This window comes from Paenibacillus sp. FSL F4-0243 (assembly GCF_037963295.1).
Classification (GTDB): domain Bacteria; phylum Bacillota; class Bacilli; order Paenibacillales; family Paenibacillaceae; genus Paenibacillus_AQ.
This window is the reverse complement of the sequence record NZ_CP150151.1, coordinates 5300586-5326351: the sequence shown is the minus strand read 5'-3', so window position 1 is coordinate 5326351 and position 25766 is coordinate 5300586. Positions and strand designations below refer to the sequence as shown.

Here is a 25766-nt window from a genome sequence, read left to right as displayed (position 1 = left end):
AATATGAACAAGATATTTGTGCTAGATACCAACGTGCTTTTGCACGACCCCAATTCGATTTTCTCTTTCAAGGAGCATGAGGTGGTTATTCCGGCGGTTGTGCTGGAAGAAATCGACTCCAAAAAGCGCAACGCTGACGAAATCGGTCGAAATGCCCGCACGGTTTCCCGATTGCTCGATGGACTTCGTGAGCTAGGTCATTTGCATAGTGGTGTGGAGCTGGAGCATGGAGGCAAGCTGAAGGTAGAACTTAACCATCGCAGTTTTGTGAAGGTACAGGAAATGTTTGGTGAGGTATCTAACGACAATCGGATTTTGGCTGTAGCTCTCAACTATTTAATCGAAGAGAAAGAGAAGCCTGATCCGCGTCCCGTAGTGCTTGTGAGTAAGGATGTGCTGGTTCGTATTAAAGCGGATGTGCTAGGAATTACGCCAGAGGATTACTTGTCAGATCGCACTGGAGATTTAAATGAACTTTACACTGGTTACCAATCTCTGCAGGTACATCCGGCATTGATTGATGAATATTACAGTCACCGCTCTTTAACAGTTAAACAGCTCGGGTTGTCATATCCCTTGTACCCACATGAATTTGTGATCCTCAAGGATGAGATAGGCACGGGCAAATCAGCTCTTCTCAAAGTGAATAGTGATGCGACCCGTCTGGAGCCGCTTTATCTGGGCAATGATTCAGTTTGGGGGATCAGCGCCCGAAATGCTCAGCAACGAATGGCATTGGAGCTGCTTCTCAATGATGAAATCCCGCTTGTAACCATTACGGGTAAGGCTGGTACAGGGAAGACATTATTGGCGCTTGCTGCCGGACTATTCAAAGTTGAGGATGAGCATAAATACAAAAAACTGCTTATTGCTCGTCCAGTAGTTCCTATGGGTAAAGACATTGGTTATTTACCCGGAGAGAAGGATGAGAAGCTCAGACCCTGGATGCAGCCTATTTATGATAATCTGGAGTTTCTGTTCGACACCAAAAAAGCTGGCGATATAGATAAAATCTTAATGGGCTTAGGCAGCATACAGGTAGAAGCCTTAACTTATATTCGTGGCCGTTCAATCCCTGCGCAGTTCATTATTATTGATGAAGCTCAGAACCTTTCCCGTCATGAGGTGAAGACAATCGTCTCCAGAGCGGGTGAAGGAAGCAAAGTGATTCTTATGGGGGATCCGGAGCAAATCGATCATCCATATTTGGATGCTGCGAGTAACGGACTTAGTTATATTGTTGAGAAGTTTAAGCAGCAAGGGATTAGCGGACATATTACTTTGGAAAAAGGCGAGCGTTCCCGCTTGGCCCAATTGGCAGCGGATCTTCTCTAACCTTCAATCCTCTTTTCAGCCGGGAGAAGCATAAACTCCCGGCTTTTTCCTGCCCGCCCAGAAACGGCGGAGGAATTTAGTAGGTTATGATACATAAATGGAGAGCGGTTAGCGGAGGGGGAGGAATTGTTCTGGAGAAGCGACAGCGCTCGCCTTTGTCTTCAGATTTATACCGATAAGATATATAATCAATAAATCTGGGGACAACAGCGATCGGAAGAATAATCCGCACACGGAGCGCCCTTCGCTCACCAAAGAATTATGCACGAATAAACTCTTCCGTCGTTTCCCCTATATAATAGAAAGAGAACGTTTTCACATTCTAAAGACAAGCAGCGGCGGGTTTGGTAAAATAGGGGTGACGAATCATGGGGAAGGTGGGGAATTGTGCTGAAACGCAAAAATTATTGGCTGCTTTTTGCAATTTTACTACTATCGCTGACAAGCTTGTCACCCAGTATGGAATTGAGTACCAATAACGACCCACATCCTATGAAAAAACCACAAAGTCAGTCGACAAACCCCTCTTCAGGGGAAGAGGGAACTATAGATAGCCTGCGCATAACAGTATCGTTAAATAGTGAGGAATTCAATGAACTGGAGCTTTTAAGCAATCGTTATACTTTAGAAAGTGGAGTAAAGGTAATATTAAGAAATATTGATAGCGAGGATGCAGACGAAGTTTTGAAGCATGATCTAACCATCGGGGATAGCCCGGATATCGTTATGGCGGATGGACGAAGTATTCTCGACTGGGCTACACGTGGATATTTATTGCCGGTGGATGTGTATCAGAGCATTCCGGGAACTGCACCGTTAACTCAGTTAATCCCATGGATGCAATGGAACGGATATAATTGGGGAGTGCCGCTGGATATTGACCCTTATGTACTTGTTTATTCACCACAGCGTCTTGCGGAACTGGGATTCACTACCTTACCAAGAAGTCTGGAACAGTGGAACACGTTGCTTCAGAATGTGCTTAAAGAGCAAGGAAAATATTTGCTCGCAATGGATACACGTAATCCATATGGATTGTCCGCTGTTATGGAGAGTATGAACAGCAGCTTGCTATCGGATAACCAAGAAGTGATAAATTGGACTCAGAATGCTCGCAGTTATTTTTACCTTACCAGTCGATATAACAAAGATGTTTGGGATATGATTCAGAGCGGAAGCGTTGCTATTGCAGCTCTACCGCTATCTGAGTGGAAAAAACATGGGAATTCGTCTTTAGTTGCTGAAGCACCACTGACCGCAAGTAACGGGAGAGGACTTGAATCTTATTACAGCCGTTCCTTTGCACTTCCAGCTCAATCCCCAAATCCAAAGGAAGCCGTGAATTGGCTGACGTTTATCACTTCTGAGGATTCTCAAATGGATTGGCTGGAGAACACGGGAAGCTTGCCTGCACTGGATGTCCTATATCGTTCAGAGCATGATTTCAAATATAGGCTTCCTTTTGGAGTCGAATTATTACTGACAGAAGAAACCGCCCCGGAGGTCGAATTCCAAGGCGGCTGGAGTAAGATTGTTGAAGCAGTATCCTTACTGCTTACAGGAAAAATGGATGCGGCCGGGTACAAAGATTTCATCAAGGAAGGCTTAGAATGAGATAGAAAGTTTAACTTGGAGGACGCCTTCTTTACTATCTACTTCTGTGGCGCGGAGGAAAGAAACGATTTTTCCAGGGTAAAAGCCTAAATCAAATTCCTCCTCAAGTGTTCTTCTAGTGGTGTCAGGTAATTCGAGACCATTAAATACAACATGATCTACTTGGAATATAAGTCCGTTGATGGGTTCTTCCTGTATGATGTAGTGACCGGTTAATGAAAGGGCTAAAGCACCACTTTTTCCTGTGGCAGTAATCGTTCCGTCATTAAAATGAAATGCGAAATCGTTAAATAGCTTATTCTGGGACTGAAGGAATTCGTTTAAATCCTCTTCCTTCAGATTCAGAACATAAGTCATCCCCTTACGTGTAAGAACTCCCTCTCGATTCTGGACAAACTGCGGTAATTTATTCATTGCGGAAGACAATGCTTTGAAGTAGGTCTTTACCTCGCGCAAACCAATATTCTCCCAATATAATGTGAATTCTTGAAGTAGAGCGCTCATATTATCAGGATCACTACTGTCTTTAATCCCGCCTTCAATTTCTTTATTGAGCGCGGCTACCCTAATTTTCTGTTCCTCCAGAGCGGTTCGCAGCTGTGCAAGATCCTTCGAGCTGCGCTGTGCAGTCTGGAGGGTCTTCTTTAGATCCTTATATTGGTCCTCGTATTGTGTGAGAATGCTGCGGTCATTTCCGATAATAATTTCATAATAATCAAATAGTGCCAGAAATCTGCTAATGCTCTTCGCGGATAGAAATGCGGCCAAGAGACCGTCTCTATCCCCCATATAATAAGAACGAAGGACCGCGCCTGCACGCTCTTGTTGGTTTGCGATGGCAGATTTTTTCTGGATAGCTTGCTCTTCTAGGTAATCTACCTTTTCTTCAAGCGCTTTTTGTTCAGCTGTAATCTTGATGATCTCCCGTTCGATTTCTGCGGAAGATAAGGTCTGCTCCAGAAGTTTACGGGTTTCTTCATTATCTGGTATAGAGGAATTGAAAAAAGAACCGCTAGGATCGGCAGACAGGTACATCGTAGATTGTAACGGAAACAATGTACAGCAGAAGAGAATTAGTATGGTTGCCATCATGCGGCTTTGGGCATTGCGGGAGCGCACCACACCACCACCTTTTTTTGAAATTTAAGATAAGAATTTATCTGTTTCACTCCATAAATCATCCTTCTATTTCTCGTAGAAACGGAAACTGTCTGTAAAAGACGGCAAAACCGGTTCTTCCTGAATGGATATATGTATGTACTAATAATATGTTTAACCCTTCTAAAATAGCATACATACAAAAAATCCCCACAAAGTGAGGCTATCCTTCAATGCGTACACAGGTATTTGGGGGACCTCATATATAATATATTAACTGATAAACAAAAAAACGGAAGTGATCCTTATTAGATAAGGACCTCATCCGCTTCAAGAGAGTACTGCAATTTATAGTGGAAGACCCATTTGAAAGATCGTCCAATAGCTGAAACCGGTGAAAGTCAAAATCATGTATGCCCAGAAAAGTAGGACATAAGTTTTTTCAGTAAACTTCAAATAACCGAGAATTACGAAAAAAGCGGTTTGCAAAAAGAAAAGCAAGGCCATTTCTGTCAGACCTCCGGCGAAAGCCATCAATCCAATAGCCAATGTAAAAAAACCTAATACCCGAAACATGCGGTCCAAGAGAGAGTCCCCCTTCCAGTATGTATCTCACGAATATTCCTTCGACTTATTATACCCGTTCAGTAAAAATGTGTAAACGAATTCATTGAAAAAAATACACTAATCTTGAAAAAATGTGATTTTTATAATTGACTGAAGTGATTAGTGCTTGAAAAAAGAGAATTTATTACTTAAAGCGTATGATGTGGGCAGATAATGGAAATACAATTTAGTATCAAATAGATTCTATGAACTCTATGAGAAGCATAGAAATGGAGTAAGCAGCTTTTATCCCTATTCACTACCCGGCAGAGCTGTCGGTTATGGAGATGGTTATTTCAAGATGTTGTTAGGAGGTTTGGTTGGATGACAGCCGTTAGACAGGATGCTTGGAGTGCAGAAGATGATCTAATACTGGCAGAAGTAACCTTGCGCCACATTCGGGAGGGAAGTACACAACTTGCTGCTTTTGAAGAGGTGGGTGAGAAAATCGGCAGAACGTCGGCTGCTTGCGGATTCCGCTGGAACAGCTGTGTTCGAAAAAGCTATGAAGGTGCAATTGGAATCGCTAAAGGCCAACGTCAAAAGAGAAGTTACCTGAAAAAGCAACCGTCGGTAAGAGGAGCGCAGGTAGCGGGTCTGATTCTCGGGGATACCGATGAGGAATTCGGACGAGGCGAAGGATTAAGTGAAAACACATTATCCATTGATGCGGTTATACGTTTCCTGAGACAATGGAAAGGTACGATCCAGGAGGCAGGACGCCAGCTGAAAATGCTGGAGAGAGATTTGCGCGAGAAGGAAGATGAATTAACAGAATTAAGATCTGAGAATGAGCGGTTGTCAAAAGAGGTTAATCTTGCTCAAAGTGACTACCGGGTAGTCAATGATGATTACAAAGCTTTAATTCAGATTATGGATCGTGCGCGTAGGCTAGCTTTCTTAAACGAAGAAGAAGAAGAAATGAAGACTCGTTTCAAAATGGATGGGAACGGAAATTTAGAACGTATTGAATAAAAGATAGGCAAACTAAAACACCCGTAAGTGGTTCGCTTTATTAGCGCCATTTGCGGGCGTTTTGGTTTTGTATTGTCATTTATGGAGGACGACAACGGCGGTTCTTCTTGGTATATTAAGGCTATACTTAGAAAAATTGCGCTTGAGATCAACAGGAGGATCAGATGAAAATCGATATAATCGGTGCGGGTTCACTTGGGCTGCTTTTGGCAGGGAGGCTGACCCAGTCCGGGAATGAAGTGAGATTGTGGTGTCGAGGGGTAGAGCAGTGCCGGAAATTAAAAGATGAGGGCTTAACTGTGAGCTATGAGGATGGGCGCGATCCAATTTCGATTTCGGGGGATCGATTTGTGTCCGCACCAATAGAGGGATTTGCAGATGCCTATCTCCGTGAGGCTAGTGATTGGATCATAGTAACGGTTAAACAGGACATACTACATAATGTTTTACCTGAATTTCTAGCCCCTCTTAGGGAACAACAGGTACACATCATTTGTTTTCAAAATGGCATTGGACATATGGAGATGCTCAGTAACTTGCTGCCGAAAGCTAATTTATATGCTGCCGTAACAACAGAAGCTGCGAAGCGAAAGTCTTTAACTGAGGTCATTCATGCAGGTGCGGGGGAGGTATGGATAGGGAAATGGAGCTTAAAGGATGGACAAGCCCATAGTATACATACTGATTTACAAGTGAATTATTTAATAGAAGTTCTCATTATGGCAGGATTCTCAGCCTTTTTGTCGAATGAAGTGGATACCATGATTTACCGGAAGCTCCTAATCAATGCCGTTATTAATCCGCTCACAGCGATTTGGCGTATTCCAAATGGTGAACTGCTTGCTTCAGAAGAGCGCCTGCAGTTAATGAAAGAACTTTTTAGAGAAGCTACTATGGTATATGATGCCTTCGGAATTACTTATGATCATGATGCGTGGGATAACATTCTTAAAGTGTGCAGGACAACGGCTGGCAATACTTCGTCCATGCTGGCAGATGTTCTAGCTTCAAGAAGCACAGAAATTCATTGGATCAATGGAAGTCTTGTAGAAATGGCAGAACGCACTGGAACATTGGTTCCTTTACATCGCTTGATCTGCCAATTAGTTGAGGGAATATAGGTATGATCTCGGAGGAGAGGTGAAGCTATGGGATTGCTGATGAATTCGGTCGGTACTTTAAGTTTGATTCCAATAATACCGTTTTTAATTGTTTATTTCATTGGAAGAGGGTTAAAAAAAGATAAAAAGAAAACTTTTATGCTCGCTATGGACGTGACTACATTTTTTTTATTATTATCGGTCTCCGCATTATTTAACAACTTGTTTAATAACGGTTTTGGGTTTTATCTTATACTACTTATTGTATTAATATCCACTGGATTGATTGGAGGCGCTCAGAATCGACTGAAAGGAAAAGTAGATGGGAAGCGGTTATTTCGGGCAGTTTGGAGACTTTCCTTCTTTTTTATGAGCGTCGGATATTTATTATTTATGTTTGTAGGGCTAATTAAGTACATATCACAAGCGATGTAATGTTCCACTGCTCCGGTGAAGCGGCAACGTCACAAAAGTTTAAAGTTTTAATAAAAAAAGAATTTTCTGAAAACATACCACTAGATTTTTTTGACCACTGGTTGTATAATCATAAACCATATACCACATTCTATTTAGGGGGAACTGCTAGATGAAGAAGAGTAAAAGTCTATTGCTAATGCTTGCATTAGTACTTGTTATCGGCACAGTGCTTGCTGGCTGCGGCGGAAACAACGCAAACAGCGGCAATAAAGGTAATGCTGGTAACACTGGTAACACGGGAACTGGTAATGCGGCTACAGAAGAGAAATTGGCTGCGGACCAAACACTGAGAATCAACCTAAGCTCTGAGCCTCCAACATTTGACCCAGGATTGGCTCAAGATAGCCAAGCTCACACTGTCCTGACAACAATGTACGAAGGTCTGACTCGCATGAATGCTGAATCTGGTCAAGCTGAACCAGGTGTTGCTGAAAGCTGGGATGTTTCCGCTGACGGTCTGGTATATACTTTCAAACTCCGTGATTCACAATGGAGTAATGGCGATCCTGTAACAACAGAAGACTTCGTTCGCGCTTGGAAACGCGTGCTCGATCCTGCTGCTGCATCCGCTGCACCTTACGCTTATCAATTGTACTACATCAAAAATGCTCAAAAGTTCTACAACAAGGAAATTACCGATTTCAGTCAAGTAGGTGTCAAAGCGGTTGATGAGAAAACTCTCGAAGTTACTCTTGAAGCCCCAACTCCTTACTTCCTTGGATTGCTTTCCTTCTACACTTATTACCCTGTACACAAATCCATTGAGAGTAATCCAAAATGGGCAACAAGCAAAGATACTATGATCGTTAACGGTGCTTTCACTCTTACTGAGTGGACTACAGGTCAAACACTTGTTGTAACTAAAAACGATAAATACTGGGATAAAGATTCCATTAAACTTAACAAAATCGACTTCTCCCTTGTAAACAGCGGTGCAACTGAACTGCTCAGCTACAAGAACGGTGAATACGATCGTGCCGGTGGACCAACTGGTGAAATTCCATCAGAACAAATTCCAATCGTGCAAAAAGAACTTCCTAAAGAATTCAGCCGTAAAGGTATTGCTTCCGTATACTACTACGAATTCAATATCACTGAAAAACCTTTCACAAACGCTAAAATCCGTAAAGCTCTTGCAATGTCGATTAACCGTCAAGCTTTGATTGACAATGTAGTACAAGGTGGACAATTCCCAGCATTCGGTTATGTACCTCCGGGTATCGCTGGTGCTGATGGTGAATACCGTACAGCAGTTAAAGATAGCTATTTCACTGAAGATCTAGAACAAGCTAAAACTTTGCTTGCTGAAGGTCTGAAAGAAGAAGGTATGGATAAACTGCCTACATTCTCTTTGACTTACAACACAAGTGAAGGTCACAAGAAAATCGCTTTGGCGATTGCTGATATGTGGAAAAACAATCTTGGTATCGACGTGCAAACCGTTAACCAAGAGTGGGCTGTATTTATTGAAAACCGTCAAAACCTGAACTACCAAGTTGCACGTGCTGGTTGGACTGCGGATTACAATGATCCAATGACTTTCCTTGATATGTGGGTAACAGGTGGCGGTAACAATGATACTGGTTACGCTAACCCTGAGTATGATAAATTGATCAGCGAAGCTAAAGCAAGTACTGACTTGAAAGTACGTCAAGACAAGTTTGCAGCAGCTGAGAAATTGCTCATCGAGCAAGATCAAGTATTGATTCCTTTGTACTACTACACTAACAACTCCCTGACTAAAGAGTACCTCAAAGGTGTTACTCTTGACTTCAGTGGTGCAATTGACTTGACTCGTGGATACTTGCTTGAGCACTAAGATTTAGCTCATGTAATTTAAACAGAATAGTTAGTTGACTGAAGTAACACAATACTTCGGGATATATATGTGGAACTCCATATATATCCCTTTTTTTTGTATTTCCGTCTATTTGTTATTTATTGTTATTTATAACATATTTAGAAAATGGACAAAAATCCGTTTTTTTCATAAAATCAATATAATGCTCTCAAAAAAATTGTCGGAGGAGGTGTGATGGGGATGGTTCGTTATGTCGCAAATAAATTCTTCTATATGTTGGTTTCATTATTTGTACTGATTTCAGCAACTTTTTTCTTGATGAAAGCTATTCCAGGGGATCCGTTTACTTCTGAGAAAAAAGTACCGCCAGAAATTAAAGCGCGTTTGATGGAGCAATATGGTCTGGACAAGCCGCTCTCTCATCAGTATTTTAAGTATTTAGGTGATATTATCCAAGGTGATCTGGGTGTATCCATGAAACGCCTGAATCAAGATGTATCACATTTGATCGGTCAAACCTTTTCAGCGTCGCTGAAGCTGGGACTCGTCGCAATTGTTGTGGCGGTTATTGTTGGGGTTCTTCTCGGCATGTTAGCGGCACTCTATCACAGAAAGTTTCTTGACAGCGCCGCGATGGTGTTGGCAGTTCTGGGGATTGCGGTTCCGAGCTTTGTAGTCGCGTCATTATTACAGTATGTGTTCGCTTTCAAATTGGGTTGGGTACCGGTTTCAGGTTTTAAAGGACCAATCTATTATTTCCTTCCTGTAGCAGCGCTCTCGGCACAGCCAATAGCATTTATAGCGCGCTTGACACGTTCAAGTATGCTTGAAGTTTTGAATGCGGATTATATCAAAACGGCTAAGGCTAAGGGATTAAGCTGGATGGCTATTCTAAGCCGTCACGTACTTCGTAATGGTATCCTGCCGGTTGTTACTTACATGGGACCTATGACAGCTAACATCGTAACTGGTTCGGTTGTTATCGAGCAGATCTTTGGTGTTGGGGGTATTGGTAAACAGTTCGTGGAAGCGATTGGTGTCCGTGACTATACCGTTATTATGGGGATAACCATTTTCTATGGTGTACTACTTATGGTGGCCCGTTTCATTACTGATATTGCTTATGTATTGATTGACCCACGTATGAAATTAAGTGGAGGAAAGGAGGGCTAAAGAGTGGCATCTGATAATAACTTGTTAAAGAACATGAATCTAAAACCGGAAGATTTTCAAAAAGTCGGTGTAGATGAAAAAGAAGCCGAGGTTATTCAGCGGGAGAGTCTCTCTGCCTGGAAAGATTCTTGGCAACGGTTGCGTCAAAACAAAATGGCGATGACAGCGCTTGGGATTCTAGGCTTGATCGTGCTTGCAGCGATTATCGCTCCCTTATTCTCGAAATATAACTATTACTCCAATGACTTGATGAATACCAATAAGCCCCCTTCCTCCGATCACTGGTTTGGAACGGATGATCTTGGACGTGATATTTTCGTTCGTACTTGGTACGGAGCACGGATCTCCTTGATCGTTGGTCTAGCTGCGGCAGCCATCGACTTGTTTATCGGTGTTATCTATGGAGGTATTATGGGCTTCTTCGGCGGCCGTGTAGATAATATCATGAACAAATTCTCTGAAATTTTGTACTCCATTCCTTATCTGCTTGTTGTAATTTTGCTTTTGGTTGTGCTTGAACCAAGTCTTGGTACCATCATCCTGGCCTTAACCATTACGGGTTGGATTACGATGTCGTGGATTGTACGCGGTGAAATTATGCAGCTCAAGAATCGCGAGTTCGTATTGGCTTCCCGTTCCATGGGTGCAGGTTCTGCGAGACTGTTGTTCAAACACCTTCTGCCGAACGCAGTGGGTCCGATTATTGTAACGATTACACTTTCTGTACCAAATGCAATTTTTGCAGAGGCTTTCCTAAGCTTCTTGGGTCTTGGTGTACAAGCTCCTATCGCTTCACTTGGATCTATGATTAACGATTCACTCACCGGTTGGTTGTACTATCCATGGCGCTTCCTGTTCCCTGCCATTCTGATCAGTTTAACCATGCTTTCTTTCAACATTTTCGGTGATGGTCTTCGTGACGCGCTTGATCCTAAGCTGAAAAAATAGGAGGGGTATGGATGGAACCTATTTTACAAGTCAAAGATTTGCATGTTTCGTTTTTTGTTAAAGGCGGAGAAGTGCAAGCTGTCCGTGGTATGAATTTTGAAATTGGCAAAGGTGAAACGGTTGCCATCGTCGGCGAGTCCGGCAGCGGTAAGAGTGTAACTGCACAATCGATTATGCGGTTGATCCCTTCCCCACCCTCTAAAGTGAAAAAGGGAGAAATTATTTTCCAAGGACAAAATTTGCTAGACAAAAGCATGAAAGAAATGGAATCCATTCGCGGTAAAGATATTGGCATGATTTTTCAAGACCCGATGACTTCTTTGAACCCAACCATCAAAGTGGGCAAACAGATCACTGAAGTTTTGATTAAACATCAGAAAATGTCAGCGGCCGAAGCGAAAAAGCAAGGTATTGAGATGCTCAAATTAGTTGGCATCACAAATGCTGAGGCTCGCTTTAACCAATATCCCCACGAGTTTTCAGGCGGTATGCGCCAGCGTGTAATGATTGCAATCGCGCTAGCCTGCCGTCCGGCTTTACTCATAGCGGACGAGCCTACAACGGCTCTTGACGTAACCATTCAGGCGCAGATCATGGAAGTTATGAGAGAGATGCAGCAAAAACTAGGTACCTCCATCATTTTGATTACCCATGATCTTGGCGTCGTTGCCGGTATGTGTGATCGGGTAATTGTAATGTATGCAGGTGAAGTTGTGGAGACTGGAACAAGATGGGAAATCTTTAAGAATCCACAGCATCCATATACCAAAGGTCTGCTGCGCTCGATGCCGCGTCTGGACCAAAAGAAGGGCGAGCCGCTCATTCCGATCATCGGCACACCGCCAGATCTGATCAAGCCGCCGATCGGCTGTCCGTTCACCGCGCGTTGCAATGAAGCAATGCATGTTTGCGAACAAATCGATCCCGGCGCCACAGAATTCAGCGAAACGCATATGGCGCGTTGCTGGAATCTGCATTCGATGGCCAAGGAGGTGCAGTACTCTTGAGTAAGAACCTAATAGAAGTAGAAGGTCTTAAGAAATATTTTAATGTAGGTCAAGGCAAGGTTCTTAAGGCTGTTGATAATATTAACTTCTCCATCCGTGAGGGTGAGACGCTTGGAATGGTAGGAGAATCCGGTTGTGGTAAGACTACTGCTGGACGTACAATTCTTCGATTGTATGAGCCAACTGCCGGAAGTGTGAAATATAATGGTACAGACATTTATAAATTGCCTTCTAACAAAATGAAAGCAATGCGCCGTGACATGCAGATGATTTTCCAAGATCCGTACGCATCACTTAACCCGCGTTTTACGGTTTCTGATATCATCGGCGAGGCACTGGACATTCACGGAATGGCTGGCAGTCGTGCAGAACGTAAAAAACGGATCGAAGAGCTGCTCGATATGGTTGGTCTTAACCATGATCACGCTACTCGTTATCCGCATGAATTCTCTGGTGGACAACGCCAACGTATTGGGATTGCCCGTTCGTTAGCGGTAAATCCTAAGTTCATCGTTTGTGATGAGCCGATTTCCGCGCTTGACGTATCCATTCAGGCTCAGGTCGTAAACTTGCTTAAAGAATTGCAAGATCGTCTGGGATTGACTTATCTTTTCATCGCGCATGATCTGTCCATGGTTAAACATATCAGTGATCGCGTAGCAGTTATGTACTTGGGTAAAATGGTAGAATTGGCGGAAAGTGAAGAGCTTTATGCAAATCCTATCCACCCTTATACCAAATCTCTCTTGTCAGCTATTCCAATTCCGGATCCGGAAATTGAAGTGAACAAGAAACGTATTCACTTGCATGATGAGCTTGGTAGTCCTATTTATTCTGCTAACGAAAAGAGCAATGATAGTGACTTTGAATTAGTAGAAGTATCCAAAGGACACTGGGTAAGCAAAAAATTTGCTTAAATCTATAGCGAGTATTAGACAGGCGGGAGCGTTATGCTCTCGCCTCTTGTATGTAGTGGGGATATTTAATAATCATTTTAATGGATAAGAAAATAAAACGGCTGCTCTTGCATTGCTTTTTTTCAGGTATGTAATTCTTTTGACGCGGCCCCTGACTTTGGATACAATCATATAGAGTTTACGAACTTGGATTTACATATAACTGCTCAGTAGAACTGGAGGCACTAGCAAATGAATATTGTTAAGGAACCGCTCTCGGGTGGATCTGCACTCGCGCGCGACTATATAGAAAATTTTGAAAAAGTTAGTCATTTGTATGGTGGGGATTTCCGAAGCAAAGAGAGTAGAAGCATTCGGGCAGAATGGCTGGATCGTAGTGAGGGTCTCCGTGCAGACCGGACACAAGTTGCTGCATGTCTACGGCAATATAATGAAAAGCATAATTCACATGATGCGGTGATGTCTTCCCTGGCACTTTTAGAACAGCCGGGAACGTTAGTGGTTACTGGCGGACAGCAAAGCGGATTATTCACAGGACCACTACTTGTAGTATATAAAGCAATGACAACCATTATGGCGGCAAAAGAAGCAGCAGAACAGCTCGGTCGACCTATAATCCCATTATTCTGGATTGCAGGAGAGGATCATGACTGGGATGAAGTGAATCATACGTATGTATTAAATCGTACACAAGAGATTACAAAGATTAAGATAGAGAAATCAGAGGAGAAACGCTCCTCGGTGAGTAATATTCGTGTAGAAGATGAAAGCTGGCAGCAAGTAGTGGAACAGCTGGATGCGCTACTTCAAGATAGTGACTTTAAACCGCAAATTATGGAATTTATTCGATCTTCTTCGTTTAGAGCAGATAGTATGACGGATGCTTTTGCCAAGCTGATGGGTTCTTTATTTGGTAAATTTGGTCTGATCCTGCTCGATTCTGCTGATCCTAACCTTCGTAAGTTAGAAGAGCCTTTCTTTACTTCGCTAATTATGCAGAATGATGCACTGGAAACAGCGTACATGAATTCTGCTTCTGATATCGTGAACGCTGGGTATGAGCTTCAAGCTGACGTTACGGCAGGCAATGCCAACCTCTTTTATATACATGAAGGTGTACGATTATTGCTTCATAAGAAAGATGGCGTTTTTGCCGATCGCAAGGGCCAGGTATCGTTCACCCGGGATGAACTACTGGAGGAAGTGAAGGTTCATCCGGAACTATTCAGTAACAACGTGCTGACACGTCCGCTTATGCAGGATTATGTGTTGCCGGTTCTAGCAACGGTGCTAGGTCAAGGTGAGATTGCTTATTGGGCCATTCCGCATCGTGCGTTTGAGATCATTGGGGGACAAATGCCCCTGATCATCCCGAGAATGTCTTTCACAGTGGTGGAAGGTACGCTTCATAAGCATATGGATAAATATCAACTAAGCTTTGAGGACGTAAGACAGGGACTAGATCGTAAAAGACATGAGTGGTTGGCTGCACAGGATGAGCTGGGGATTGAACAACGTTTCGAAGAAACTAAAGCTACTTTCTCTGCCATGTACGAACCACTGATTGAGCAGCTTGGAACCATTCAGGCAGGTCTGCTAAAACTAGGGAATAACAATAAAGATAAGATTTTAGATCAGATCACTTTTTTACAAGCGAAAGCCCAAGATGCAATGGCAAAACAGAATGAAGCTGCAATCCGTCAATGGGAGCGAATCGAGCTGTCGTTAATGCCACTGGGTAAACTGCAAGAAAGAGTGTACAATATCATGTATTACTTGAACCGCTACGGACTTCCATGGTTAGATGAGCTGATGGCTATTGAACCGGATTATAGTGGGACGCATCGAATCATTTATATGTAGAGAAGTATTGCTCCATAAAACAAAGAAGTAACGCTCACAAAACTTGGATTATGCTTACGAAGCGAGTTTTACTGCGAAGTAAAACATAGAAGTATCGCTCCATAAAACTTTTAGGAGGTTTCATTATGAGTTCATCAAAACAAAATAGTATCGTGGCTGATATGTCACTCGCACCCGAAGGTCATTTGAAAATCGACTGGGTTCGTCAACATATGCCGGTATTGAACCGTATCCGTGAGCAGTTCGAAGCTGAGCAGCCATTCAAAGGACTAAAAGTATCTATTACGCTTCATTTGGAAGCTAAAACCGCTTATCTGGCGAAGGTAGTCAAAGCAGGCGGTGCAGAAGTAACTATTACTGGGTCGAATCCACTGTCTACACAGGATGATGTATGTGCGGCGCTTGTAGAGGACGGAATTACCGTATTTGCTAAATACAACCCGTCACCTGAAGAGTTCAAAGCCCTTAATATCAAGGCGCTGGAAAGTAAACCGGATTTGATTATTGATGATGGTGGGGATTTTGCTACATTGCTGCATTCGGAGCGTCCTGATCTAATGGAGAATATTCGTGGGGGGGCTGAAGAAACAACAACCGGCATCATTCGTCTAAAAGCTCTTCAAAAGCAAGGTGTGTTGAAGTTCCCAATGGTCGCAGTAAATGATGCTTATTGCAAATATTTGTTTGATAACCGCTATGGCACAGGCCAATCCGCATGGGATGGAATTATTCGAACAACCAACCTGATTGTTGCGGGCAAAACCGTAGTTGTTGTCGGATACGGCTGGTGCGGTAAAGGTGTTGCTATGCGTGCCAAAGGTTTGGGCGCAAAAGTGGTTGTCACAGAAGTGGATGCTATTAAAGCTGTTGAAGCACATATGGACGGTTTCGAAGTTATGCCTATGCTGGAAGCTGCTAAGGTTGGTGATTTCTTCGTTACAGTAACTGGTAATCGTTATGTCATTCGCGGTGAACATTATGATGTGATGAAGGATGGAGCAATCATGTGCAATGCAGGCCATTTCGACGTTGAAGTGAATAAGCCGGAATTGTCTGAAAGATCCGTATCTCAGCGTACTGTTCGCAAAAATATCGAAGAGTACCAGCTTCGCGACGGACGTAAACTATATCTGCTTGCAGAAGGCAGACTTGTAAATCTGGGTGCTGCGGATGGACACCCTGCCGAAATTATGGATACGACCTTTGCGCTACAAGCGCTGTCGTTAAAATATGTAAATGATAATTATAAGAGCATTGGCGTAAAAGTTGAGAATGTTCCTTATGAGCTGGATGAGCAGGTAGCACGCTACAAGCTGCAAAGTCTGGGCATTAACATTGATAGTCTGACTCCAGCACAAGTGGATTATTTGGACAGCTGGAATCTGAACGATTAATTACGGAACGCACAACAATAAAGTATATTAACCAAGTGTACCTTGAACTGAAGCAACTTTTGTAAAATATAAGAGAGTATAAGTTTTACGCTATACATTATCCTTATATTTCTCGCTTAAACGCTTCGGCGTCCTTAAAAGGACGCCGAAGGCGTTTAGGCTTGAAAAGCCATGCAGCGGACAAGATTCCGATTGTATGGCTTTTTTCTGTGGCGAAATGTTTTTTGGGCAACGATCCATCTGATTTAGCAAAAAATTCCTTTCACCAGAAAAAGGTTTTTGATTTTTAATGGCGAATCTATTATGCTTAAGTGGTGAAAAGTGGGGTAAAGTGGGGATTCGGGGATTAGGGGTGGGAAAAAGGATGTTCATGGGAGAGTATCAACACAGCATTGACGACAAAGGCCGAATTATTATTCCGGCTAAACTCCGTGAATTGCTTGGAACCTCCTTTGTGACGACCCGTGGTCTAGACTCGTGTCTATTTGTTTATCCCATGGAAGAATGGGCAATCATGGAACAAAAGCTAAAAAGCCTTTCACTGATGAAATCAGATGCCCGTGCATTCAGTCGCTTTTTTTTCTCAGGCGCAACAGAATGTGTATGGGATAAGCAGGGAAGGGTAAATCTGCCGGCCAATTTAAGGCAGTATGCCAAACTGGACAAAGACTGTGTTATTCTGGGCGTTTCGAACCGGGTGGAAATCTGGAACAAAGAGCTATGGGAGCAGTACTTCGAACAGTCCGAGGAATCGTTCAACGAAATTGCCGAAAAATTGGTGGATTTCAATTTTGATCTATAAAACACAATATCGAATACTGTCCTGGAGGGATGCAGCTTGTTTCACCACATCACGGTGCTTAAAGAAGAAGCGACAGAAGGGCTGCACATCAAAAAAGACGGAATCTATGTAGATTGCACTCTCGGTGGAGCAGGCCACAGCGCACTAATTGCTTCCAAACTTAGCGGCGAAGGCCGATTAATCTGTTTGGATCAAGATGATTGGGCTCTGGAGAACGCAAAAGAAAGACTAGCTGAATACGGAGACAAGGTTGTACTCATTAAGACTAATTTCCGTGATCTGGAGAGTGTACTTAAGGATGTGCCCTTTGTACCACAAAAAGATGGCATTCCCCAAGTGGATGGAGTCCTCTTTGACCTTGGCGTATCCTCTCCCCAGTTTGATGAGGGAGAACGCGGATTTAGTTATAATCATGATGCTCCGCTGGACATGCGGATGGATCAGACAGCGCTATTAACGGCTGCTGATATTGTGAATACGTGGTCTGAGCAGGAGATTGCCCGTGTGCTTTTCCAATATGGAGAAGAGAAGTTCTCGCGGAGAATCGCTAAGAAAATTGTAGACAGAAGAGAAGAAAGTCCTGTGGAGACCACAGGAGAATTAGCTGAGCTTATCAAGGAAGGTATTCCGGCGGCTGCACGAAGAACGGGAGGACACCCCGCTAAACGTAGCTTCCAAGGTTTACGGATTGCTGTAAACGACGAGTTGGGTGCTTTTGAAGAAGGATTACATAGCGCAGTACGTTGCCTTGCACCAGAAGGTAGAGTATCCGTTATCACTTTTCATTCACTCGAGGACCGAATTTGCAAGCAAATACTAAGCAGCTATTTAAGCAGATGTACATGCCCGCCTGACTTTCCGTTTTGTGTATGTGGCGCGAAAGGCACGCTTAAGTTAATCAACCGCAAACCGCTTGTGCCTTCTGAAGAAGAGCTTGAGCTTAATACTCGAGCCCGTTCAGCTAAGCTGCGCATTGCAGAAAAATTGTAATTGACGATAAAGGAGAGTCAGAGATGGCCTATACCCGCGGCAATTTAGCAGTTCAGCCCAAAAGAAAAGAAGAGGTAAACCCCCTTTACCGCGAGAAGACAAAAGTAGTTACCAAACGAAGAGTACTTCCGCTGCAAGAGAAACTTTTGTATATGCTGACGCTAGGAGTATGCGTTTTGGTGGCTATCACCCTGATTTCACGTTACGTTCATATTTATGATTTGAACTTGCAGGCCCAGAAATTAGATAAGGATATAGCGACTGCTAAGAAGCAAATTTCCACGTTTGAGATGGAGAAGCAGAACTTGGAGCAGAAGGTTGCCCAAAAGGCAAAAGATCTTGGATACGTAGCACCGGATGAAAATGCTACAATCTTTATTCCGGCGAATCCGATATCGACAGAAGGCGATAATTAGTGAGCGATTGGCAAGATCGCAATAAAAAAATTGTGAGGTTCGCTTATGGTAAAGAGAATAAAACTTCGCACGCTGTTTATAGGAGGGTGTATTACCCTCTTTTTTCTTGTTTTGATAGCTAGAGTGTTCTGGATTCAAGTTATGGAGGGTTCAGAATGGCAAGAAAAGGCTGCTACACTTTGGGCGCACACTTCGACTATCAAAGCAGAGCGAGGAACGATTTCTGACCGTAATGGGAGTGTGCTCGCAAGTGATGTTCCTGCTTATACTGTGGTTGTAAACCCGGCAGTCATTGCTGAAAAGGGAATTGGTGATGAGGTCGTTAAGGGATTGCATGAGTTACTCGGCAAGCCAGAAGATGAGCTGCGGAAGCTGGTTGAAGCGAAAGACGAGAACGGTAAATACCTCAAGAATCGTGAGGTTCGTAACGAAGGCTGGAAGATCGATCAGGAACTTGCTGATAAGGTGAAAGAATTTTATGTAGCCCTAGGTAAAGAGCATAAAATTCAAGAGACTGGGATTGGTCTTGTTAGAGAGCAGAAACGATATTACCCTAAGGGTTCGCTTGCTGCGCATATATTAGGCTATACAGATCGAGATGGCAAGGCGATTATGGGTCTGGAAAAATCCCTGGATGAACAGCTTAAGGGTGCCGATGGCAAGCTGCTTTATCAAAGTGACGGTCAAGGGGTTAAGCTGCCGGATTCAAAAGATACCTATAAACCTGTAGTAAATGGAAGTGATTTCAAGCTTACAATCGACAGTACAATCCAGCAATATATACAAGCGGCCATGGAAAAGGCATATGCGCAATATAAGCCGAAAAGTATGAGTGTCATTGCTGCTGATCCGAATACGATGGAGATTTTGGGGATGGCGAATATGCCTACCTTTGATCCTAATAAATATATGGATACGGGTGCTGATGCAGCGGGTTTCTACAATCATGCTATCAAATCAACTTATGAGCCCGGTTCGACCTTCAAAATTGTAACACTTGCTGCAGCTGTAGAAGAGAAGCTTTTTGATCCCGTAGCTACATTTCTGTCAGGATCTATCAGAATTAAGGGATACAGTAAGGCATTACATGATATTAATCGTTCCGGCTGGGGGCAAATCAGTTTCCTGGAAGGTGTGAAGCGGTCTAGTAACGTTCTTTTTGTAAAACTTTATGAAATGCTCGGACAAGATAGACTTTTACAGTATATTGATGATTTTGGCTTTAATGGGAAGACAGGAATCGATTTGCCAGGGGAAGCCAGTGGGGTCGTTAACCCTAACCTTGGACGTCCTATCGAAATTGCTACACTTGCATATGGGCATGGTAAAGTGCTAGTTACCCCGCTTCAACAATTGGTTGCTGTATCTGCTATCGCCAATGGTGGGAAACTGATGACTCCATATGTGGTAAAAGAGGTTACGGACCCAAACACCGGAGACACTAAGGTTACTCAGCCTAGTGTAGTGCGTCAGGTGATTGATGAGGCAAGCGCCAAGAAAACCGGTGAATACTTGGAGCAGGTAGTTGCCGACCAAGTCAAAGGTACAGGACGCAACGCTCACATAGAAGGTTACCGTGTCGCAGGTAAGACAGGAACGGCTATCAAGGTTGAAGGTAAGGACTACGTGAAGTCCAAAGTACTGGTCTCCTTTATTGGTTATGCGCCTGTGAATGATCCAAAGATCGCTGTTATTGTTATTATTGATGAACCGAACGTTGAGGTTGGCGGCGGTAAAGCTGCAGCTCCTGTATTTAAAGAAATCGTATCTCAGTCTCTGCAATACATGGGAGTTCCAAAGTTAGCGACTGAAACTAGCGATAAGGATAGTAAAAAAACAGTTGAATCTGAAGCGCCTGTGCTTCGGACCACACCTGATCTGATGGGCAAAACGATGAAGGAAGCAAGAGAGACGCTTCTGGATCAAGGATTTGATTTTGAAGTGGTCGGTGCAGAAGCATCTGTGGAAACCCAATATCCAGAGGCTGGAACGAAGCTTACTCAAGGACAGCGTATATACCTATTAAGCAAGCAAGGGGACAAGCCTACCATTCCAAAATTACAAGGAGAGTCGCTGCGTGATGCGCTTGAGATTCTAACACTTCTAAAAGTGGAGATTGCGGTAGAAGGCGAAGGATATGTCTCGGAACAGATTGAAGGAACAAAGAACGGCAAAACATTGGTTACTTTGAAGCTGAAACCATTAAATGATAAGAGTGAAGAGGATCCTGCAACTTCGACTGCTGATGAGGGTACGGAATCGGAGAGTGGGCCATAGGCTTGTTCTAACCCCTGTTTGTCCCGAATAGTCATGAAGATAAGAGCTCATGTCTATAGGTGAAAGCGGGGGAGAACGGAATGAAGGTTTCGAAGGTCGTAACACGGCGGAGAATGTTGTGGACGCTGCTGGGACTGGCAGTGTTATTCGGTTCGCTGGTCGTGCGTCTTGCTTATGTGCAATTATCCCAAGGCGAGAAATTAAGTGACAAGGTAGAAGATTCCTTGCGCCGCAATATTCCTTTTACAGCCAAGCGTGGTGAAATTTTGGATCGTGAAGGTATACCGCTGGCCTATAATATCAGTACGCCTACGGTTTATGCGGTGCCTGTGCAGGTGAAGGAGAAGCAAAAGACAGCGCAGCAATTGGCGCCTCTGCTTGGGATGACCGAGGAGAAGCTGATGAGCTTGCTGACTAAAAAATCAATGTCGGTGAAACTACAGCCCGGCGGCCGCAAAATTACGATGGAACTTGCCGCGAGCATCCGTGATTTGCAGTTGCCGGGCATCGTTGTCGCTGAGGATAGCAAAAGATATTATCCGTACGGCGATCTTGCCGCGCATATACTAGGCTTTACAGGTATTGATAACCAAGGGATTACCGGGGTCGAGAATATATACGATAATTTACTTAAAGGAATAGCAGGTAATATTTCGTATTTGTCTGACGCAGGTGGAAGACTCATGCCTGGATCATCGGAGAAGTATTCTGCCCCTCAGGATGGACTTAATCTGCAATTGACGATTGATAAACAGATTCAATCCATTATGGAACGTGAGCTGGATCAAGCTATGGTAAAATATCAGGCGCAGGGTGCTTGGGCTATAGCGATGAATCCGAAGAATGGTGAAATTCTGGCCATGGCTAGTAGACCGGGTTATGAACCGGGTTTATATAAGGAATATGATCCGCAGATCTATAATCGGAATTTGCCCATTTGGATGACTTACGAGCCTGGTTCGACGTTCAAAATCATCACACTTGCTGCAGCACTGCAAGAAGGTAAGGTAGACCTGCAAAATGATCATTTCTATGATCCTGGGTTTATCGAAGTGGCGGGTGCGAAGCTGCGCTGTTGGAAAAAAGGCGGCCATGGCAGCCAAACCTTCCTTCAGGTGGTTGAGAACTCCTGTAACCCTGGTTTTGTTGCTCTTGGGCAACGGCTGGGCAAAGAAACCCTCTTCAAATATATTCGTGATTTTGGTTTCGGCAGCAAAACAGGAATTGATCTAAACGGAGAATCTAATGGGATTCTGTTCAAGCTTAGTCAAGTAGGTCCGGTGGAGCTTTCGACTACGGCCTTCGGCCAAGGGGTCTCGGTTACACCTATTCAGCAGATTGCTGCGGTATCCGCGGCTATCAATGGTGGCAATCTCTATAAACCACATGTAACAAAATCATGGGTTAATCCGGAAACGGGAGAGACTGTATCAGAAGTGAAGCCTGAGCTTGTGCGGCAGGTCATTTCGGAGGAGACATCCAAGAAGGTGCGGGCAGCACTTGAGAGCGTGGTTGCCAAAGGCACGGGACGGCCGGCTTTTATCGACGGCTATCGTGTAGGTGGCAAGACGGGTACTGCACAGAAGGTTATAAATGGACGTTATTCTCCGACAGAGCACATTGTTTCTTTTATTGGCTTTGCGCCGGCGGATGATCCGCAGATCGTTGTCTACACTGCAGTGGATAATCCGAAAGGGATTCAATTTGGGGGTGTAGTTGCAGCTCCAATCGTGCAAAATATTTTGGAAGACTCGCTGCACTATATGAAGGTTCCTGAGCGCAGTGATCAGCTTCCAAAAACTTATAAGTATGGTGAAACTCCGATCGTGACCGTGCCTGACCTTACAGGTGCAACCGTACAAGATATCTATGAGGATTTAAATATGAATTTTAATCTGGCGCGTTCAGGCTCTGGCAATACGGTCATCAATCAGGCTCCGAAAGCTGGGGCAAGAGTAGAACAGGGCTCAACCATCAGGATTTATATGGGAGCTTCTAGTGAATAATGATAAAGGTATAAAGGTTCAGTTTGTATCCGAAAATGTAGAGTGAGGGATTACTATGAAAGTTAATGAATTATCTGCTTGTCTTGCCACTTCGCGTCTATATGGGGACGGGGAGGTGGAGATTACTGATCTTCAGACGGATTCCCGCCGTGTAAGTCCGGGTGATCTGTTTATCTGTTTACCGGGTCACACTGTAGACGGACATAAATTTGCGCCGCAAGCCGTAGCCTCTGGAGCATCTGCTATCGTATGTGAGCATAAGCTAGAGCTTGATATCCCACAGATCGTTGTGGATGACTGCCGTTTTGCGATGTCTGTCATGTCGAATGCATTCTTTGGCTCACCTAGCAGCCGAATGAGAATGATCGGGGTTACGGGTACAAACGGGAAGACAACTACGACTTATCTTATTGAGCGAATTATGCAAGACCAGAATATGAAGACGGGTCTGATTGGGACCATTCAAATGCGCTATGACGGCAAAAGCTACCCTATGTCAGGGACCACTCCAGAATCGCTAGATCTGCAGCGCTCGCTTCATGATATGGCCTCCAAAGGTGTGGAATGTTGCGTCATGGAAGTCTCCTCCCATGCGCTTCAGCAAGGACGTGTGAAGGGTGCGGACTTCCGTACAGCAATATTTACGAACTTAACCCAGGATCATCTGGATTATCATCATACAATGGAGGAGTATCGGGCGGTTAAAGGTCTATTCTTCTCTAGACTAGGAAATGTGATCTCTCCTTGGAAAGAAGAACGCAAATATGCGGTGCTTAATGCTGATGATGAGGCGAGCCACTATTTTGCAACCCAAACCGCAGCGGAAGTGATTACATATGGCATTGATAACAACGCTAATGTCCGAGCTTCGCAAATCTCGATCACTGCAAAAGGAACTTTTTTCCATGTAGATACGTTTAAGGGTGAGACGGACATTTCGCTTCGTATGGTTGGTAAGTTCAATGTCTATAATGCACTTGCGGCGATTACGGCAGCGTTGTTGGAAGATGTGTCACTGTCAGATATCAAGACTAGTCTTGAGGCGATTGATGGGGTAGCTGGACGGGTAGAGTCAGTAGATGAGGGGCAAGAATATGCCGTTATCGTTGACTATGCACATACACCAGACGGGCTGGAAAATGTATTAAGAACGGTCTGCGAATTTGCTACAGGTAAAGTGCTTACTGTGTTTGGCTGCGGAGGAGACAGAGACCGCACGAAACGTCCTTTAATGGGTAAGATAGCTGCAAAATATAGCGACATGATATTCGTAACCTCTGACAACCCTCGGACGGAGGACCCTGGGCTAATTCTGAAGGATATAGAAGCAGGACTAGTAGAGGATGGAGTCACCTCTGACCGGTATCATATGATTGTTGATCGCCGAGAAGCAATTGGGAAGGCTATTGAAATGGCAAGCTCTGGCGATGTAGTATTGATTGCGGGGAAAGGTCATGAGACCTATCAACTGATTGGCGGAGTGGTTCACGATTTCGATGACCGCATCGTCGCTAAAGAAGTTATAAGGGGTCGAAGCTATTGATTACAAGAACACTGGGACAAATTGCTGTGATGTGCGCAGGGGAACTTCCTGCTGCCGAAGCTATGAATATACCACTTACGGGCGTCGTTACTGACTCCCGTAAGATAACTACAGGCTGCCTGTTTGTCCCTCTAACGGGAGACAAATTTGACGGTCATCATTATGCAGCTACAGCTATGGCTGCTGGTGCTGCAGGGACCTTATGGCAGCGTGATAAAGGTCCTGCGCCTGAGGGTGGCGGAGTCATAATTGTTGAAGATACGCTAGAGGCGCTTCAGAAGCTGTCCGCTGCGTATTTAAATGAGGTCGCTCCGAAGGTTGTCGCAGTTACGGGCAGTAATGGCAAAACAACGACAAAAGATATCATTATGGCCTTGCTCGAAACGCAGTACAAGGTGCACAAGACAGAAGGAAACTTCAATAATCATATTGGTCTTCCGCTCACGATTCTATCCATGGCTGAGGATACAGAGATTGCAGTGCTTGAAATGGGTATGAGCTCGCGGGGAGAAATTGCTCTGCTGGCTTCTTTGGCTGCACCAGATGTTGCAGTCATTACTAATGTAGGTGAGTCACATCTGCTGCAACTGGGATCCCGCAAAGAAATCGCCCGTGCCAAGCTGGAAATAGTCGAAGGGCTAAAGCCAGGTGGACTGCTAATTTATAACGGTGATGAACCGCTGCTGACTGAGGTAATGCAAGAGTCCACTTTTGAGGCTCCGGAGGAGATGGTGTCCTTCCGTTTCGGCCTGAACGGAGATAATGATGATTATCCGACTGGGATGATGTCCCATAGTGGTGGTATGACGTTTACGTCAAGCCTTCATAAGGAACATGCTTTTACATTACCGCTGCCAGGCCAGCATAACGTTGTTAACGCGTTGGCTGCACTAGCGGTTGCTCGCCATTTTGGAATTACAGAACAAAATGTAGAGAATGGGTTAAGTAATCTTAAGTTGACGGGCATGCGGATTGAAGTGATTCGGACTTCTTCCGGGCTTACACTTTTGAATGATGCTTATAATGCCAGTCCGACTTCTATGAAGGCGGCCATTGATGTGCTTCAAACTATGAAATGCAGTGGCAAAAAAATCGCAGTACTGGGGGACATGCTGGAACTTGGGCCGGATGAAATACAGTTTCATAAAGAAATTGGCTACTACCTAGATCCCGCAGTGACTGATTTTGTATATACCTATGGTCCATTGTCAGTCCATATTGCAGAAGCTGCAAAGGAAAGATTCGGAAACGAGCGTGTGCTGGCTTTTACGGATAAGTCAGAATTAACAGCCGTCCTTATCGAGAAAAGCAGCTCCAAGGATATTGTACTATTCAAAGGATCTAGAGGGATGAGGCTTGAGGAAGTGCTTCAGAGCCTTAATAAAGAGATTAAAGAGACCTAAAAAAATGGAGGGGGTGCACCC

The 25766-nt window shown here is 44.1% G+C and carries 21 protein-coding genes; 19 read left to right on the top strand and 2 right to left on the bottom strand.

The window, feature by feature from the left end:
* Nucleotides 1-3 precede the first annotated feature (3 nt).
* Both NSS87_RS23750 and NSS87_RS23745 read left to right on the top strand, forming a co-directional pair.
* Nucleotides 4-1335: a PhoH family protein gene (locus NSS87_RS23750; protein ID WP_042190890.1), complete on the top strand. Its 1332-nt coding sequence runs from the start codon at nucleotides 4-6 to the stop codon at nucleotides 1333-1335.
* Between the two features lie 387 nt (nucleotides 1336-1722).
* The gene (locus NSS87_RS23745) at nucleotides 1723-2949 is read left to right on the top strand and encodes an extracellular solute-binding protein (protein ID WP_339243142.1); all 1227 of its coding nucleotides are present in this window, start codon (nucleotides 1723-1725) and stop codon (nucleotides 2947-2949) included.
* Here the strand turns inward: NSS87_RS23745 and NSS87_RS23740 are convergent.
* On the bottom strand, nucleotides 2941-4068 hold the full coding sequence (locus NSS87_RS23740) for a hypothetical protein (protein WP_231573333.1): 1128 nt from the start codon (nucleotides 4066-4068) through the stop codon (nucleotides 2941-2943). The two genes, NSS87_RS23745 and NSS87_RS23740, sit on opposite strands and share 9 nt — an antisense overlap.
* Nucleotides 4069-4395: 327 nt before the next feature.
* Nucleotides 4396-4632 (bottom strand): DUF2626 family protein, encoded by a 237-nt coding sequence (locus NSS87_RS23735; protein WP_042130273.1) that lies wholly within the window; start codon nucleotides 4630-4632, stop codon nucleotides 4396-4398.
* Nucleotides 4633-4977: 345 nt separating this feature from the next.
* Between NSS87_RS23735 and NSS87_RS23730 the strand changes: the two genes are divergently transcribed.
* The 17 genes from NSS87_RS23730 to murF all read left to right on the top strand — a co-directional run bounded on the left by NSS87_RS23730 (nucleotide 4978) and on the right by murF (nucleotide 25745).
* Entirely contained in the window at nucleotides 4978-5628 is a 651-nt protein-coding gene (locus NSS87_RS23730; protein WP_042130271.1) for an RsfA family transcriptional regulator, read from the top strand.
* Nucleotides 5629-5792: 164 nt separating this feature from the next.
* Complete coding sequence (locus tag NSS87_RS23725) at nucleotides 5793-6749, top strand: 2-dehydropantoate 2-reductase (RefSeq protein ID WP_339243139.1); 957 nt, start codon at nucleotides 5793-5795, stop codon at nucleotides 6747-6749.
* A 27-nt stretch (nucleotides 6750-6776) separates the two neighbouring features.
* Complete coding sequence (locus tag NSS87_RS23720; RefSeq protein WP_042190883.1) at nucleotides 6777-7163, top strand: DUF3397 domain-containing protein; 387 nt, start codon at nucleotides 6777-6779, stop codon at nucleotides 7161-7163.
* A gap of 151 nt (nucleotides 7164-7314) precedes the next feature.
* Nucleotides 7315-9024: a peptide ABC transporter substrate-binding protein gene (locus NSS87_RS23715; RefSeq protein ID WP_042190881.1), complete on the top strand. Its 1710-nt coding sequence runs from the start codon at nucleotides 7315-7317 to the stop codon at nucleotides 9022-9024.
* Between the two features lie 222 nt (nucleotides 9025-9246).
* Complete coding sequence (locus NSS87_RS23710; protein WP_042190878.1) at nucleotides 9247-10179, top strand: ABC transporter permease; 933 nt, start codon at nucleotides 9247-9249, stop codon at nucleotides 10177-10179.
* A 33-nt stretch (nucleotides 10180-10212) separates the two neighbouring features.
* On the top strand, nucleotides 10213-11127 hold the full coding sequence (locus NSS87_RS23705; RefSeq protein ID WP_042194363.1) for an ABC transporter permease: 915 nt from the start codon (nucleotides 10213-10215) through the stop codon (nucleotides 11125-11127).
* 11 nt (nucleotides 11128-11138) lie between these two features.
* Entirely contained in the window at nucleotides 11139-12134 is a 996-nt protein-coding gene (locus tag NSS87_RS23700) for an ABC transporter ATP-binding protein (protein WP_042190876.1), read from the top strand.
* Nucleotides 12131-13051, top strand: coding sequence for an ATP-binding cassette domain-containing protein (locus NSS87_RS23695; protein ID WP_042190873.1), 921 nt, complete (start codon nucleotides 12131-12133; stop codon nucleotides 13049-13051). Before NSS87_RS23700 ends, NSS87_RS23695 begins: the two co-directional genes overlap by 4 nt.
* 231 nt (nucleotides 13052-13282) lie before the next feature.
* Nucleotides 13283-14914 carry a bacillithiol biosynthesis cysteine-adding enzyme BshC gene (bshC, locus tag NSS87_RS23690; RefSeq protein ID WP_339243134.1) on the top strand — a complete coding sequence of 544 codons (1632 nt, stop codon included), beginning with the start codon at nucleotides 13283-13285 and terminating at the stop codon, nucleotides 14912-14914.
* 122 nt (nucleotides 14915-15036) lie between these two features.
* A complete protein-coding gene (locus NSS87_RS23685; RefSeq protein ID WP_188114736.1) occupies nucleotides 15037-16308 on the top strand; it encodes an adenosylhomocysteinase in 1272 nt (423 codons plus the stop codon).
* A gap of 364 nt (nucleotides 16309-16672) precedes the next feature.
* A complete protein-coding gene (gene mraZ, locus NSS87_RS23680; RefSeq protein WP_036683674.1) occupies nucleotides 16673-17110 on the top strand; it encodes a division/cell wall cluster transcriptional repressor MraZ in 438 nt (145 codons plus the stop codon).
* Between the two features lie 36 nt (nucleotides 17111-17146).
* Nucleotides 17147-18100, top strand: coding sequence for a 16S rRNA (cytosine(1402)-N(4))-methyltransferase RsmH (rsmH, locus tag NSS87_RS23675; RefSeq protein WP_042190866.1), 954 nt, complete (start codon nucleotides 17147-17149; stop codon nucleotides 18098-18100).
* 23 nt (nucleotides 18101-18123) lie between these two features.
* Nucleotides 18124-18516, top strand: coding sequence for a septum formation initiator family protein (locus NSS87_RS23670; protein WP_076284765.1), 393 nt, complete (start codon nucleotides 18124-18126; stop codon nucleotides 18514-18516).
* Between the two features lie 45 nt (nucleotides 18517-18561).
* Nucleotides 18562-20793 (top strand): penicillin-binding transpeptidase domain-containing protein, encoded by a 2232-nt coding sequence (locus NSS87_RS23665; protein WP_339243131.1) that lies wholly within the window; start codon nucleotides 18562-18564, stop codon nucleotides 20791-20793.
* 80 nt (nucleotides 20794-20873) lie between these two features.
* Entirely contained in the window at nucleotides 20874-22799 is a 1926-nt protein-coding gene (locus NSS87_RS23660; protein ID WP_042190860.1) for a stage V sporulation protein D, read from the top strand.
* 55 nt (nucleotides 22800-22854) lie between these two features.
* The gene (locus NSS87_RS23655; protein ID WP_339243128.1) at nucleotides 22855-24342 is read left to right on the top strand and encodes a UDP-N-acetylmuramoyl-L-alanyl-D-glutamate--2,6-diaminopimelate ligase; all 1488 of its coding nucleotides are present in this window, start codon (nucleotides 22855-22857) and stop codon (nucleotides 24340-24342) included.
* Nucleotides 24342-25745 carry a UDP-N-acetylmuramoyl-tripeptide--D-alanyl-D-alanine ligase gene (gene murF, locus NSS87_RS23650; protein ID WP_339248651.1) on the top strand — a complete coding sequence of 468 codons (1404 nt, stop codon included), beginning with the start codon at nucleotides 24342-24344 and terminating at the stop codon, nucleotides 25743-25745. Before NSS87_RS23655 ends, murF begins: the two co-directional genes overlap by 1 nt.
* Nucleotides 25746-25766 lie beyond the last annotated feature (21 nt).